Below are 14,183 nucleotides of genomic sequence, written 5' to 3' on the forward strand. Positions count from 1 at the left end.
CGTTGACCGGCCGGGGAAGGCATGGGATGGCCCACCCCGGCAATCGGCCAGGGACTCGGTGCGGGTGGGCCGGCAGTCGGCCAACGAATCGACGCGGATGGGCCGGCAGTCGGCCGAGGAATCGACGCGGGGGGGGGCCGGCAGTCGGCCAAGGACTCGGCGTGAGTGGCCCGCTAGCGGCCTTCGAGTCGCGCGAGCACCAGTTTCGCCGTCTCGGTCGGTGTGCTGCCCACACTCACCCCGACCGCCTCCAGGGCCTCCTTCTTCGCGGCGGCCGTGCCCGAGGAGCCGGACACGATCGCGCCGGCGTGCCCCATGGTCTTGCCCTCGGGTGCGGTGAACCCGGCGATGTAGCCGACGACCGGCTTGGTGACGTGCTCGCGGATGTACGCCGCCGCGCGTTCCTCCGCGTCGCCGCCGATCTCCCCGATGAGGACGATCAGTTCGGTGTCGGGGTCGTCCTGGAAGGCGGCGAGGCAGTCGATGTGCGTGGTGCCCACGACGGGGTCGCCGCCGATGCCGACGCAGGTGGAGAAACCGATGTCGCGCAGCTCGTACATGAGCTGGTACGTCAGCGTGCCGGACTTGGAGACCAGGCCGATGCGGCCCGGTTTGGTGATGTCGGCCGGGATGATGCCGGCGTTGGACTGGCCGGGCGTGATGAGGCCCGGGCAGTTGGGGCCGACGATGCGGGTGCCTTTGTCCTTGGCGTACGCGGTGAACGCGACGGAGTCGTGGACGGGGATGCCCTCGGTGATGACGACGGCCAGGCCGATGCCGGCGTCGGCGGCCTCGACGACGGCCGCCTTGGCGAAGGCGGGCGGCACGAAGACGACGGTGACATCGGCTCCGGTGGCGCGCATCCCCTCGGCGACCGAGCCGAAGACGGGCACGGCCCGGTCGTCGAAGTCGACGGTGCGGTCGGCCTTGCGCGGGTTGACACCGCCGACGACGTTGGTGCCCGCCGCGAGCATCCGCCGCGTGTGCTTCATGCCCTCGCCGCCGGTCATGCCCTGGACGAGGACCTTGCTCTCCGTGGTGAGGTAGATGGCCATGGCGTTCCCTCTTTTCAGGCCGTGGTGGCGAGTTCGGCGGCACGGGCGGCTGCGCCGTCCATGGTGGTGACCTGCTGGACCAGCGGATGCGCGTGCTCGTCGAGGATGGCCCGGCCCCGGGCCGCGTTGTTGCCGTCGAGGCGCACGACGAGCGGTTTGGTCAACCGGACGGTCTCCAGGGCCCGCACGATGCCGTCGGCGACCGCGTCGCAGGCGGTGATGCCGCCGAAGACGTTGACGAAGACGGATTTCACGGCCGGGTCGGAGAGAATGACCGACAGTCCGTCCGCCATGACCTGGGCGCTCGCTCCGCCGCCGATGTCGAGGAAGTTGGCGGGTCGCGCACCGCACCCCGCGACCACGTCGAGCGTCGACATGACGAGCCCCGCGCCGTTGCCGATGATGCCGACCTCGCCGTCCAGCTTGACGTAGTTGAGGCCCTTCGCGGCGGCGGCCGCCTCCAGCGGGTCGTCGTGCTCGGTGTCGTCCGCGCCCCAGCGCGCCTGCCGGAAGCGGGCGTTGTCGTCGAGGGTGACCTTGCCGTCGAGAGCCAGGATCCGGCCCTCCTTGGTGCGGACGAGCGGGTTGACCTCCACGAGGACGGCGTCCTCGCGGACCAGGACCTCCCACAGACGCACGAGGACCTCGACGGCCTGGGACGGCAACCCGGCCGCGTCGGCGATCTCCGTGGCCTTGGCCGAGGTCACGCCCTCGGCCGGGTCGACGGGGATGCGCGCGACCGCCTCCGGCCTCGTGGCGGCGACCTTCTCGATCTCCATGCCACCCTCGGCCGAGGCGATCGCCAGGAAGCGGCCGGCCGCCCGGTCGAGCACGTAGGACACGTAGAACTCGTTCTCGATGTCCTCGGGTTGGGCCAGCATGACCTTGCCGACCGTGTGGCCCTTGATGTCCATGCCGAGGATCTGGCGTGCGGTCAGCTCCGCCGCGGCCGGGTCGGCGACCAGCCTCACACCGCCGGCCTTGCCGCGCCCACCGGTCTTCACCTGGGCTTTCACCACGACTCGGCCACCGAGCCGGCGCGCGATCTCGCGCGCTTCCTTGGGCGAGTCGGTCACCTCGGCCCGCGGCACCAAGATGCCGTGTTCTTCGAAGAGTTCCCTTGCCTGGTGTTCGTACAGGTCCATTTCGGCTCCTGACTGCCGTGTCTTCTGGGGAGCGACCCCCAGTCCCCCGAAAATGCCGCACGCCCCCTGGACACCACCCACCGGATGCGGGATAACAAGCTTCATACAGTATTCGTCGACTGTATGCAATGTACTGCGAGCCGCTCCAACCCCCTACGAAGGGACAGGACTTCGCCATGCCCGACGACACCCAGGACTTGATTTCCGGTGGTCATCTCGTAGCCAAGGCGCTGAAGGCCGAGGGGGTCGACCGCATCTACACGCTGTGCGGCGGCCACATCATCGACATCTACGACGGCTGCGTCGACGAGGGCATCGAGGTCGTCGACGTACGCCACGAGCAGGTCGCCGCCCACGCCGCCGACGGTTACGCCCGCATCACCGGCAAGCCCGGCTGCGCGGTGGTCACCGCGGGACCCGGGACGACCGACGCCGTCACCGGTGTCGCCAACGCCTTCCGCGCGGAGTCCCCGATGCTGCTGATCGGCGGTCAGGGGGCCCTCACCCAGCACAAGATGGGTTCCCTCCAGGACCTGCCGCACGTCGACATGATGAACCCCATCACCAAGTTCGCGGCGACCGTGCCCGACACGGCGCGCGCGGCGGACATGGTGTCCATGGCGTTCCGCGAGTGCTTCCACGGCGCGCCCGGCCCCTCCTTCCTGGAGATCCCGCGCGACGTGCTGGACGCCAAGGTGCCCGCGTCCAAGGCGCGCGTGCCGCAGGAGGGCGCCTACCGTGCCTCGACCCGCTCGGCCGGCGACCCCGAGGCGATCGAGAAGCTCGCCGACCTGCTGGTGCACGCCGAGAAGCCGGCCATCCTGCTCGGCAGCCAGGTTTGGACGACCCGGGGCACCGAGTCGGCCATCGAGCTCGTCAGGACCCTCAACATCCCCGCCTACATGAACGGCGCGGGACGCGGCACCCTCCCACCCGGCGACCCGCACCACTTCCAGCTCTCACGCCGGTACGCCTTCTCAGGCGCCGACGTCATCGTCATCGTCGGGACGCCCTTCGACTTCCGCATGGGCTACGGCAAGCGGCTCTCCCCGGACGCGACCGTCGTGCAGATCGACCTCGACTACCGCACCGTCGGCAAGAACCGCGACATCGACCTCGGCATCGTGGGCGACGCCGGGCTGGTGCTGAAGTCGGTGACCGAGGCGGCCTCCGGGCGCGTCAACGGCGGTGCGTCCAAGCGCAAGGAGTGGCTGGACGAGCTGCGGGCGGCCGAGCAGACCGCTCTGGAGAAGCGGCTGCCGAATCTGAAGTCCGACGCCTCGCCCATCCACCCCTACCGCCTGGTCAGCGAGATCAACGACTTCCTCACCGAGGACTCGATCTACATCGGCGACGGCGGCGACATCGTCACCTTCTCCGGGCAGGTCGTGCAGCCCAAGTCGCCCGGACACTGGATGGACCCCGGGCCCCTCGGCACGCTCGGCGTCGGCGTCCCCTTCGTGCTCGCGGCCAAGCAGGCGCGGCCCGACAAGGAGGTCGTGGCGCTCTTCGGCGACGGCGCGTTCTCCCTGACCGGCTGGGACTTCGAGACCCTCGTCCGCTACAACCTCCCCTTCGTCGGCATCGTCGGCAACAACTCCTCGATGAACCAGATCCGCTACGGCCAGGCCGCCAAGTACGGCAAGGACCGCGACCGGGTCGGCAACACCCTCGGCGACGTCCACTACGACAAGTTCGCCCAGATGCTGGGCGGTTACGGCGAGGAGGTCCGCGACCCCGCCGACATCGGCCCGGCCCTGCGGCGCGCCCGCGAGTCCGGCAAACCGTCGCTCATCAACGTCTGGGTCGACCCGGACGCGTACGCCCCCGGAACCATGAACCAGACCATGTACAAGTGAGGTGCCCCCGATGACAGGAACCAAGGCCCTCGAAGGCATCCGCGTCCTGGACATGACCCACGTCCAGTCCGGGCCGTCGGCGACCCAGCTGCTCGCCTGGCTCGGCGCGGACGTCGTCAAGCTGGAGGCTCCGACCGGCGACATCACGCGCAAACAGCTGCGTGATCTGCCGGACGTCGACTCCCTCTACTTCACGATGCTCAACTGCAACAAGCGGAGCATCACCCTCAACACCAAGACCGAGCGCGGCAAGGAGATCCTCACCGAGCTGATCCGGCGCTCCGACGTCATGGTCGAGAACTTCGGCCCGGGCGCGGTGGACCGGATGGGCTTCACCTGGGACCGCATCCAGGAGATCAATCCACGGATCGTCTATGCCTCCATCAAGGGGTTCGGCGAGGGCCCGTACACCAACTTCAAGGCGTACGAGGTCGTCGCACAGGCCATGGGCGGGTCGATGTCGACCACCGGCTTCGAGGACGGACCACCGCTGGCGACGGGGGCCCAGATCGGGGACTCGGGGACGGGTGTGCACGCCGTGGCGGGCATCCTCGCCGCGCTCTACCAACGGGAGCGCACCGGGCGCGGGCAGCGGGTCAACGTGGCCATGCAGCACGCCGTACTCAACCTGTGCCGGGTGAAGCTGCGGGATCAGCAGCGTCTGGCACACGGGCCGCTCGCTGAATATCCCAACGAGGACTTCGGCGACGAGGTTCCCAGGTCCGGAAACGCGTCCGGCGGCGGCCAGCCCGGCTGGGCCGTCAAGTGCGCGCCGGGCGGCCCGAACGACTACGTGTACGTCATCGTGCAGCCCGTCGGCTGGCAGCCGCTCAGCGAGCTGATCGGCCGGCCCGAGCTGGCCGCCGACCCCGAGTGGGCGACGCCCGAGGCGCGGCTGCCGAAGCTCGGCAAGATGTTCCAGCTGATCGAGGAGTGGTCCTCGACGCTGCCCAAGTGGGAGGTGCTGGAGCGGCTCAACGCACACAACATCCCGTGCGGGCCGATCCTGTCCACCCGGGAGATCATCGAGGACCGTTCGCTGGTCGCCAACGAGATGGTCGTCACCGTCCCGCACCCCGAGCGCGGCGACTTCGTGACCGTCGGCAGCCCGCTCAAGCTGTCCGACTCCCCCGTCGACGTGACCAGTTCGCCCCTGCTCGGCGAGCACAACGAAGAGGTCTACGTCGGCGAACTCGGCCTCGGCGACGAGGAAGTGCGCCTGCTCAAGTCGAACGGAGTGATCTGACGTGATGGCGGAAGACCGGGTCCTGCGGGTGCGCTCCCTCCTGGAGTCCGTGCGCGCCGAGGGACGGACCGCGCTGACCGCGCCCGAGGGCAAGGTGATCGCCGACGCGTACGGGATCGCCGTACCGGGCGAGGAGCTGGCGACGGACGTCGACGAGGCCGTGGCGTTCGCGGCACGCTTCGGCGGGCCCGTCGTGATGAAGATCGTCTCGCCGGACATCCTGCACAAGACCGACGCCGGCGGAGTGATCGTCGGGGTCGAGGGCGCGACCGACGTACGGGCCGCGTTCCACAGGATCATCGACAATGCACGCGCCTACAACGCCGACGCCCGCATCGCCGGCGTGCAGGTGCAGGAGCTGCTGCCGCAGGGGCAGGAGGTCATCGTCGGGGCGGTCACGGACCCGACGTTCGGGAAAGTGGTCGCCTTCGGGCTCGGCGGGGTCCTCGTCGAGGTCCTGAAGGACGTCACCTTCCGGCTCGCACCGGTGGACGCCGACGAGGCACTGTCGATGCTGGACTCGATCCGGTCGGCGGAGATCCTGCGCGGGGTGCGCGGCCGGGCGGGCGTGGACCGGTGGGCCGTCGCCGAGCAGATCCGCAGGGTGTCACAACTCGTCGCGGACTTCCCCGAGATCGCCGAGGTGGACCTCAACCCGGTGATCGCCACGGCCGAGGGGGCCGTCGCGGCCGACATCCGGGTGATCCTCGCCGAGTCGCAGCCCGCGCCGCGCCGGAAGTACTCACGCGACGAGATCCTCGCGTCGATGCGCCGGCTGATGCAGCCGAACTCGGTCGCCGTGATCGGCGCCTCCAACGAGCAGGGCAAGATCGGCAATTCGGTGATGCGCAACCTCATCGACGGAGGTTTCGCCGGGGACATCCATCCGGTGAATCCCAAGGCCGATGACATTCTGGGCCGCAAGGCGTACAAGAGTGTCACGGACGTTCCCGGTGAGGTGGATGTGGCGGTCTTCGCGATCCCCGCCAAGTTCGTGGCCTCGGCCCTGGAGGAAGTGGGACGCAAGAAGATCCCGAACGCCGTGCTGATCCCCTCCGGGTTCGCGGAGACCGGCGAGCACGAACTCCAGGCGGAGATCGTGGAGATCGCCGAGCGGCACGGCGTACGGCTGCTGGGACCGAACATCTACGGCTACTACTCGACCTGGCAGGACCTGTGCGCCACGTTCTGCACGCCGTACGACGTCAAGGGCGGGGTGGCGCTGACCTCGCAGTCGGGCGGCATCGGGATGGCCATCCTGGGCTTCGCCCGCACCACCAAGACGGGTGTGTCGGCGATCGTCGGGCTCGGCAACAAGTCGGACCTGGACGAGGACGACCTGCTGACCTGGTTCGGCGAGGACCCGCGCACCGACTGCATCGCGATGCACCTGGAGGACCTGAAGGACGGCCGCGCCTTCGTGGAGGCCGCCCGGGCGACCGTGCCGAAGAAGCCGGTGGTCGTGCTGAAGGCCGGGCGGACGGCGGCGGGTGCCAAGGCGGCCGGTTCGCACACCGGCGCCCTCGCGGGTGACGACGCCGTGTACGACGACATCCTGCGGCAGGCCGGGGTGATCCGGGCGCCGGGCCTGAACGACATGCTGGAGTACGCGCGCGCGTTGCCGGTGCTGCCCGCTCCCCAGGGCGACAACGTCGTGATCATCACGGGCGCCGGCGGCAGTGGTGTGCTGCTCTCCGACGCGGTGACGGACAACGGCCTGTCCCTGATGGAGATCCCGCCGGACCTGGACGAGGCGTTCCGGAAGTTCATCCCGCCCTTCGGGGCCGCGGGCAACCCGGTGGACATCACCGGGGGCGAGCCGCCGTCGACGTACGAGGCGACGATCCGGCTGGGTCTGGAGGACCCGCGCATCCACGCGCTGGTCCTCGGCTACTGGCACACCATCGTCACTCCTCCCATGGTCTTCGCGGAGCTCACCGCGCGCGTGGTGGCCGAGTTCCGGGAGCGCGGGATCGTCAAGCCCGTGGTGGCGTCGCTCGCGGGTGACGTGGAGGTCGAGGAGGCCTGCCAGTACCTCTTCGAGCGCGGGGTCGTGGCGTACCCGTACACGACCGAGAAGCCGGTGGCCGTGCTCGGCGCGAAGTACCGCTGGGCGCGGGAGGCGGGGCGGCTGGGGGGCGGTACATGAGGTGAGTGAGCGGGGGGCCTTCCGACGGTGCGCGTCGGCAGGCCCCGGGACCCGCACGCGCACGAAAGGCATGGGACAGGGGGCGCTGGCCAGATCTTTCGACGCAAGGGGTGCGACACGACATGACAACGACCGATCTGCCCACAACGGTTCCCTACCGGGAGGTCACCGACGCGAACGGTCGCGTCTACCGCCTCGGTGAGACCGACATCGACATCATGGGCCGCAAGCGCAAGTGGATGGTGATCCTTCCCTGGATCGGCATGATGGGCATCTCCTCCGCCGAGTACGCGTTCGCGTCGGCCGAGGAGACCCTGCACACGGCGCACAGCTGGAACAGCATGCACATCTTCTGGATGATGACCGTCTGGGTCTTCTTCCAGGCCGCGGTGGCCTTCCCCGCGGGCAAACTGCGTGAGAGCGGAAAGCTGCCGGCCCGCTGGGCCATGATGCTCGGCGCCACCGGCACGCTGCTGGGCTACCTGTCCCTCGCCTTCGCGCCGCACGTCGTCTTCGCCTACATCGGCTTCAGTATGTTCAGCGGTATGGGCGCGGGCATGGTGTACGCCACCTGCGTCAACATGGTCGGCAAGTGGTATCCGGAGCGCAAGGGCGGCAAGACCGGTTTCGTCAACGGTGGTTTCGCCTACGGCTCGGTGCCCTTCGTCTTCCTCTTCAACGGCTATATGGACCTGACCAACTTCCGCTGGGTGCTGGTCTCGGTGGGGGTGCTGCTGGCCGGGATGGTCGCGTGCTCCGGCTACTTCTTCAAGGACCCGCCGAAGAACTGGTGGCCCTCCTCGATCGACCCGCTGAACCCGCCGGACGACCCGCGCGCGGCCCGCTCGTTGCGGATGAACCCGCCGGCGGTGCGCCAGTACTCCCCCAAGGAGGCGTGGAAGACCGGCCGGGTGGCCCTGATGTGGTTCTGCCTGGCGTGTACGTCCGGCGTGAACATCTTCGGTATCGCCTTCCAGGTGGACATCGGCGAGGAGGCCGGATTCGCCGGCGGGATCGTGGCCACGGCCATGTCCCTGAAGGCGGTCGTCAACGGCACCGGCCGCGGCGTCATCGGCTGGCTCTCGGACCTCTACGGCCGCAAGCGGTGCCTGCTCGCCGTCTGCCTCATCCTGGGCCTCGCCCAGTACGGCATCCTCTGGTCGGCCGAGAGCAAGAACCTCACGCTGTTCCTGATCTTCTCCGCGATCTCCGGCTTCGGCGGGGGCGCCATCTTCCCGATGTTCGCAGCCCTGACCGCCGACTACTTCGGTGAGAACAACAACGCGTCCAACTACGGCATGGTCTACAGCGCCAAGCTCGTCTCCGGTCTGGGCGCCGGCATGGGCGCGGTGGTCGTCGGCGCCTGGGGGCACTCCGGTGCCTTCATCCTGGCCGGCTCCATCTCCCTCTTCGCCGGCTGCGTGGCACTGTTCCTCACCCCGCCGGGACGCGACAGGAAGACGGGCCGTATCTCCCCCAACCCGCAACCGCTCGGCGAGGACACAGCCTGACATGACGGCAGATCCGTACGAAGCAAGGACGTCCCCCTTACCCTCCGACGCCGCGCACCGTCCCTACCGGGAGGTGACCGATCCCCACGGCCGCGTCTACCGCCTCGGCGAGACCGACCGGGACATCCTCGGCCACTCTCGCACGATCATGGTGTATCTGCCGTGGATCGCCATGATGGCCATCAGCGTCTTCGAGTACGCGTACGGCTCCGCGGAGGACACCCTGTCCCACGCGCACGGCTGGACGCAGAACAACACCTTCTGGATCCTCAGCGTCTGGGTGTTCTTCCAGGCCGGTATCGCCTTCCCGGCGGGCTGGCTGCGGGAGAAGGGCCACCTGTCGGCCCGTTCGGCCATGTACATCGGGTCGGGCCTGTGCCTGCTGGGGTTCCTGGCCCTGTCGCACCTGGGCAACGTGCTGCTGGCGATCCTCGGCTTCGGCGTGGTCGGCGGGATCGGCGCCGGGCTCGTCTACGCCACCTGCATCAACATGGTCGGCAAGTGGTTCCCGGAGCGGCGCGGCGCCCGCACGGGGTTCGTCAACGGAGGGTTCGCGTACGGGTCGCTGCCGTTCATCTTCATCTTCAACTACGGCTTCGACACGGCGAACTACCACCGGGTCCTGGACCTCATCGGCGCTTACGTCATGGTCGTGGTCGTGGCCTGCGCGTTCTTCTTCAAGGACCCGCCGAAGAACTGGTGGCCGGCGGACATCGACCCGCTGACCTTCTCCGATGACCGGAAGAACGCCGCCAGTCTCGCCAGGAACCCGCCGGCGGTTCGGCAGTTCACTCCGAAGGAGGCCATCCGCACGGGCATGCTGCCGCTGATGTGGATCTCGGTCGTGATGACCGCCGGTGTGTCGATCTTCGGCATCTCGTTCCAGGTCGACTTCGCCAAGGACGTGGGCTTCGGCCCGCTGGTGGCGGCGTCCTCGATGGGCGTGATGGCCGTCGTCAACGGCGTCGGCCGCGGCGTGGTGGGCTGGCTGTCCGACCGGTGGGGCCGCAAGTCCACCCTGGTGTTCGTCATCGTCGTGCTGGGCCTCGCCCAGTTCGGCGTGATCTGGGCGGGCGACCTGAAGAGCGAGTGGCTGTTCCTGTTCTTCGCGTTCCTGTCCGGCTTCGGCGGCGGCGCGTTCTACCCGCTGTTCGCGGCACTCACCCCGGACTACTTCGGGGAGAACTACAACGCCACCAACTACGGGCTGGTCTACAGCGGCAAGCTGATCAGCGGCCTGTTCGGCGGTGGACTGGGCTCGATGGTGGTCGCCGCCTGGGGCTACAACGGCGCGTACGCGCTCGCCGGCGGCGTGTCGATGCTCGCCGCGGTGGTCGCCCTGCTGCTGCGCCAGCCGGGGCGCGCACCGGCACGGCCGCGGACCGTCGGCTGACGGCCGCAGCCGCATACCTGAGGGGGCCCCTCCCCGTTCGGGGAGGGGCCCCCTCAGGTCCGTACGCCGGCCGGCACCTCCCCCGTCAGCACTTCTCCCTCAGAGAGTGCAGGTGTGCGCTGGAGCGGCGCGCGAACGTGAAGGACTCGGCCGGGTTGTCGTGCTCGGCCTGCCAGTGGTGGGCCAGGCGGTGGCCGCGCAGCCGGGTCACGGCGGAGATGAACCGCTGGTAGTCGATGTCGCCGTCGCCGACGTCGGTCATGTTGTAGCCGTACGGGTTCGACGGGTCGCTCTCGCCGTCCTTCACGTGGAAGAGCGGGTAGCGGTCGGGCTGCCGCAGGACGTAGTTCAGCGGCTCGAACGGCGCGGGTGTGCCGTCGGGCCGCTTGGAGAAGCGGAACTGGCCGACGTACGCCCAGTAGATGTCCATCTCCAGGTGGACGAGGTCCGGGTCGGTCTCCTTGAGCAGGACGTCGTAGAGACGGACCTTGGGGTTGTCGGTGGCGAAGGAGAACTCCTCGGAGTGGTTGTGCTGGTAGAACTTCATGCCGCGGGCCCTCGCCGCCGCGCCGTAGGTGTTGAAGTCCTCGGCGGCGCGCTTCCAGGCGTCGACGGTCGAGCCGTAGCGGAACGGGCCGGAGGCCGTGCCGATGTGCTTGAGGCCGAGGGCCTGGGCGTCGTCGAGGACCTTGGTGAGGTTCTGGGCGAAGGTGTAGGCGTTCGGGTCGTCGGAGTAGTAGCCGACATGGCTGCCGATCGGGTTCAGGCCGTGGTTGCGGGCCAGCCGCTTGAGCTGGGCGAGCGTGATGGGGCCGGCGGAGCCCTGGGTGTATCCGGCGAACTCGACCTCGTCGTAGCCGTACCGCTCCAGTTCGGCGAAGACGGGGCCGAAGCCGAGGGTGGAGACCTTGTCGCGCAGGCTGTAGAGCTGGATGCCGAGGCGGCCGGGCGGCAGGACGGGGCGGCCGCGGCCCTTGGCGCCGGACGCGGTGGCGGGCGTGGCGCTGCCGTTGGTGGCGGCGTTGCGGGTGGCGGCGTTCGCCGGGGCGGCGGCGCCGAGCAGTGCGGCGGCGGCGGTGCCGGCGGCCACGCCGAGCATGCCTCGTCTGCTGAGGCGGTGGCCGAGCTCGGGGTCGGGCTGGGAGAAGCGGCTCATGCGTGGAACTCCTCGTGATCGCGGGGCGTTGTCAGTGGTGAGTGCTTCACTTGTGACCAGTCGGTACCGAGGGCTGTGACCTCAGGTGAGACCGGCGAGTCGGAGCAGCAGTGACTTCACATCGGTGGCCGCGACGCGGTCTCCGACGGCACGGGGGGTGGAGCAGATGAGGAGCGGACCGTCGTCGTCGCTCTGCGGAAGGCGGCCGTGGCTGCCGCGAATAGGTGAGGGGTCCAGGGGCACGACCGCCATGCGGTAGCGCATGCCGAGCTTCTTGCGCGCCAGTGCGGTGGCCGCCTTGACCTTGACGTAGGGGTCGAGGGGATCCATGAAGAGTTCGACCGGGTCGTAGCCGGGTTTGCGGTGGATCTCGACCAGCTGCGCGAAGTCGGGCGCGCGGTTGTCGTCGAGCCAGTAGTAGTACGTGAACCAGGCGTCGGGTTCCGCCACGGCGACGAGTTCGCCCGCGCGCGGATGGTCGAGGTGGTGGGTCTTCTTGCCCTCGTCGTCCAGGAGTCGGTCGATGCCGGGCAGGCCGTCGAGGGCCGCTCGTGTGGCGTTGAGGTCCTCGGGGCGACGCACGTAGACATGGGCGATCTGGTGGTCGGCGACCGCGAAGGCGCGGGACGCCATCGGGTCGAGGTACTCCATGCCGTCCTGCGTGTGCACCTCCAGCAGCCCGGCGCGGCGCAGGGCGCGGTTGATGTCGACGTGCCGGTCCACGCGGGTGATGCCGTACTCGGACAGGGCGACGACGGTACGGCCCTCGGCACGGGCGTCCTTCAGCAGCGGGGCCATGGCGGCGTCGAGATCGGCGGCCGCCTTCAGGGAGCGCGGGTCGTCGGGGCCGAAGCGCTGCAGGTCGTAGTCGAGATGAGGGAGGTAGCAGAGCGTCAGGTCCGGGTGCAGGGTGCGGATGATGTGGCGGGTCGCGTCGATGATCCACCGGCTGGAGACGAGGTCGGCTCCGGGACCCCAGAAGTGGAACAGGGGGAACGTGCCGAATTTTTCGGTGAGTTCGTCGTGCAGTGCGGCCGGCCGGGTGTAGCAGTCGGGTTCCTTGCGGCCGTCGGCGTAGTAGACCGGACGGGGGGTGACGGTGATGTCGGTGTCGGCGCCCATGGCGTACCACCAGCAGATGTTCGCGACGGTGTAGCCGGGGTGGGCGCGACGGGCGGCGTCCCAGAGCTTGTCGCCGGCCACGAGCCCGTTGTGCTGGCGCCACAGCAGGACGTCGCCGAGTTCGCGGAAGTACCAGCCGTTGCCGACGATGCCGTGCTCCGAGGGCATGGTGCCGGTGAGGAACGTGGACTGGGCGGCGCAGGTGACGGCGGGCAGGACGGTGCCGAGCGGGGCACGGGAACCGGACTGGCCGAGCGCTTTGAGGTGGGGCATGTGGTCGAGGAGTCGGGGGGTGAGGCCGACGACGTCGAGGACGAGGAGCGGGGTGGGGCGGGTCGCGGTGCCCGGGTCGGACTGCTCATGGGGGCCGGTGCTCATGGCAGCTCCTTCAGGCCGAGGTCGGTCAGCAGGTCGCGGGCGAGGGTGAGTTCGGCGGCGATGCCCTCGGCGAGCTGCGTGCGGCCTTTGGGGCGCAGCTCGGGCGGAAGGGCCTGCCAGGTGTAGGTCTCGACCTCCAGGTGGCGGGTGAGCGGGGCCGGGCCGCCGACGAGCCGGGTCAGCGCGGATTTCAGGACCGGGAGGGTGGAGGTGAGGGGCGCGGCAGGGGCCGCGTGCAGGGGGACGTGGAAGTGGGAGCGCCAGGGTGATGCGTCGGGCAGGGCGTGTCCGGCGAGGGCCTCGTCGAGGTCGTCGGTGGCGCGCAGGCCGGCGGCGGTGGCCGTGCGGGTCTGGTGCAGGAAGCGGGGTTCGGCGAAGGCGGCGAGGGCCTCGCGTACCTCGGGGAGATGGGGGTGTTCGGCGTGCAGGGCGGCGGAGAGCTGGGATTTGACGACGGGGACGCCGGCCTCGGTGAGGGCGTCCAGGGCGGTGTGCGGATCTTCGAAGGAGGTGGCGAGGTGGCAGGTGTCGACGCAGACGCCGATGCGGTCGTGGCCGATCGCGGTGAGCGGGGCGATGGCGTCGTGGGTCGTCTCGACGACGCAGCCGGGTTCCGGTTCCAGGCCGACGCGGATGGAGCGGCCGGTCAGCTCCTCAAGGGCGTCGAGGCGTTCGGCGAGGGCGCGCAACGCGGTGCGGGCACTTTGCGCGCGCTCGTCGTCGTACGCGGTGCGCCAGGCGAGAGGCAGGGTGGAGATGGTCCCGTCGGTGACGTCGTCGGGGAGGAGCCCGGCGAGGACGCGGGCCAGGGCGGTGGTGTGGTCGAGGCGTTCCGGGTCGGCCCAGTCCGGCTTGTAGACGCGGTACTTGACCTCTTCGGCGCCGAAGCCCTCATAGGGGAAGCCGTTGAGGGTGACGACCTCGAGGCCCCGCCGGTCGAGTTCGGTGCGCAGGCCGCGCAGCGCGGCGGGGTCGGTGACGAGGGCGTGGGCGGCGTCCTTGGCGAGCCACAGTCCGATGCCGAGCCGGTCGCGGCCGAGGCGGCGGCGGACGGGTTCGCAGTGGTCGCGGAGCTGGGCGAGGACACCGTCGAGCGTCTCCGCGGGGTGGACGTTGGTGCAGTAGGCGAGGTGGACGGTGGAGCCGTCGGGGTGGCGGAAGCGCATGGT

The 14,183-nt window shown here is 69.6% G+C and carries 10 protein-coding genes; 5 read left to right on the forward strand and 5 right to left on the reverse strand.

Translation table 11 applies throughout. The features are described 5' to 3' along the window. Positions 1-173: 173 nt before the first annotated feature. A complete protein-coding gene (sucD, locus tag IE153_RS03870) occupies positions 174-1,055 on the reverse strand; it encodes a succinate--CoA ligase subunit alpha (protein WP_189588330.1) in 882 nt (293 codons plus the stop codon). 14 nt (positions 1,056-1,069) lie between these two features. Continuing rightward, positions 1,070-2,200 carry an ADP-forming succinate--CoA ligase subunit beta gene (sucC, locus tag IE153_RS03875; RefSeq protein ID WP_189588331.1) on the reverse strand — a complete coding sequence of 377 codons (1,131 nt, stop codon included), beginning with the start codon at positions 2,198-2,200 and terminating at the stop codon, positions 1,070-1,072. Between the two features lie 176 nt (positions 2,201-2,376). Here sucC and IE153_RS03880 point away from each other — a divergent pair, with 176 nt between their 5' ends. The 5 genes from IE153_RS03880 (at position 2,377) to IE153_RS03900 (ending at position 10,358) form a co-directional block, all read left to right on the forward strand. Continuing rightward, positions 2,377-4,059 carry a thiamine pyrophosphate-binding protein gene (locus tag IE153_RS03880; RefSeq protein ID WP_189588332.1) on the forward strand — a complete coding sequence of 561 codons (1,683 nt, stop codon included), beginning with the start codon at positions 2,377-2,379 and terminating at the stop codon, positions 4,057-4,059. 10 nt (positions 4,060-4,069) lie between these two features. Then, positions 4,070-5,305 carry a formyl-CoA transferase gene (gene frc, locus IE153_RS03885; protein WP_189588333.1) on the forward strand — a complete coding sequence of 412 codons (1,236 nt, stop codon included), beginning with the start codon at positions 4,070-4,072 and terminating at the stop codon, positions 5,303-5,305. A 4-nt stretch (positions 5,306-5,309) separates the two neighbouring features. Beyond that, entirely contained in the window at positions 5,310-7,454 is a 2,145-nt protein-coding gene (locus IE153_RS03890) for an acetate--CoA ligase family protein (protein WP_189588334.1), read from the forward strand. A gap of 122 nt (positions 7,455-7,576) precedes the next feature. After that, positions 7,577-8,965, forward strand: coding sequence for an OFA family MFS transporter (locus IE153_RS03895; protein WP_189588335.1), 1,389 nt, complete (start codon positions 7,577-7,579; stop codon positions 8,963-8,965). Between the two features lies 1 nt (position 8,966). Beyond that, a complete protein-coding gene (locus IE153_RS03900) occupies positions 8,967-10,358 on the forward strand; it encodes an OFA family MFS transporter (protein WP_189588336.1) in 1,392 nt (463 codons plus the stop codon). Positions 10,359-10,443: 85 nt separating this feature from the next. Here IE153_RS03900 and IE153_RS03905 read toward each other — a convergent pair whose 3' ends face one another. The 3 genes from IE153_RS03905 to eboE all read right to left on the reverse strand — a co-directional run bounded on the left by IE153_RS03905 (position 10,444) and on the right by eboE (position 14,180). Then, positions 10,444-11,514, reverse strand: a complete 1,071-nt coding sequence (locus tag IE153_RS03905) for a sugar phosphate isomerase/epimerase family protein (RefSeq protein ID WP_189588337.1) — start codon at positions 11,512-11,514, stop codon at positions 10,444-10,446. A gap of 81 nt (positions 11,515-11,595) precedes the next feature. Then, positions 11,596-13,014 (reverse strand): alkaline phosphatase family protein, encoded by a 1,419-nt coding sequence (locus IE153_RS03910; RefSeq protein WP_189588338.1) that lies wholly within the window; start codon positions 13,012-13,014, stop codon positions 11,596-11,598. Next, complete coding sequence (eboE, locus tag IE153_RS03915; protein WP_189588339.1) at positions 13,011-14,180, reverse strand: metabolite traffic protein EboE; 1,170 nt, start codon at positions 14,178-14,180, stop codon at positions 13,011-13,013. Before eboE ends, IE153_RS03910 begins: the two co-directional genes overlap by 4 nt. Between the last annotated feature and the right edge of the window lie 3 nt (positions 14,181-14,183).

This window comes from Streptomyces massasporeus, from assembly GCF_014648995.1.
Taxonomy (GTDB): Bacteria; Actinomycetota; Actinomycetes; order Streptomycetales; family Streptomycetaceae; genus Streptomyces; species Streptomyces massasporeus.

Bases quoted from the DNA above. Each gene is read 5' to 3' on its own strand.
- IE153_RS03900 (WP_189588336.1), top strand. From the start codon at position 8,967: ATGACGGCAGATCCGTACGAAGCAAGGACGTCCCCCTTACCCTCCGAC.
- sucD (WP_189588330.1), bottom strand. From the start codon at position 1,055: ATGGCCATCTACCTCACCACGGAGAGCAAGGTCCTCGTCCAGGGCATG.
- eboE (WP_189588339.1), bottom strand. From the start codon at position 14,180: ATGCGCTTCCGCCACCCCGACGGCTCCACCGTCCACCTCGCCTACTGC.
- IE153_RS03905 (WP_189588337.1), bottom strand. From the start codon at position 11,514: ATGAGCCGCTTCTCCCAGCCCGACCCCGAGCTCGGCCACCGCCTCAGC.
- IE153_RS03910 (WP_189588338.1), bottom strand. From the start codon at position 13,014: ATGAGCACCGGCCCCCATGAGCAGTCCGACCCGGGCACCGCGACCCGC.
- IE153_RS03890 (WP_189588334.1), top strand. From the start codon at position 5,310: ATGGCGGAAGACCGGGTCCTGCGGGTGCGCTCCCTCCTGGAGTCCGTG.
- IE153_RS03880 (WP_189588332.1), top strand. From the start codon at position 2,377: ATGCCCGACGACACCCAGGACTTGATTTCCGGTGGTCATCTCGTAGCC.
- frc (WP_189588333.1), top strand. From the start codon at position 4,070: ATGACAGGAACCAAGGCCCTCGAAGGCATCCGCGTCCTGGACATGACC.
- IE153_RS03895 (WP_189588335.1), top strand. From the start codon at position 7,577: ATGACAACGACCGATCTGCCCACAACGGTTCCCTACCGGGAGGTCACC.
- sucC (WP_189588331.1), bottom strand. From the start codon at position 2,200: ATGGACCTGTACGAACACCAGGCAAGGGAACTCTTCGAAGAACACGGC.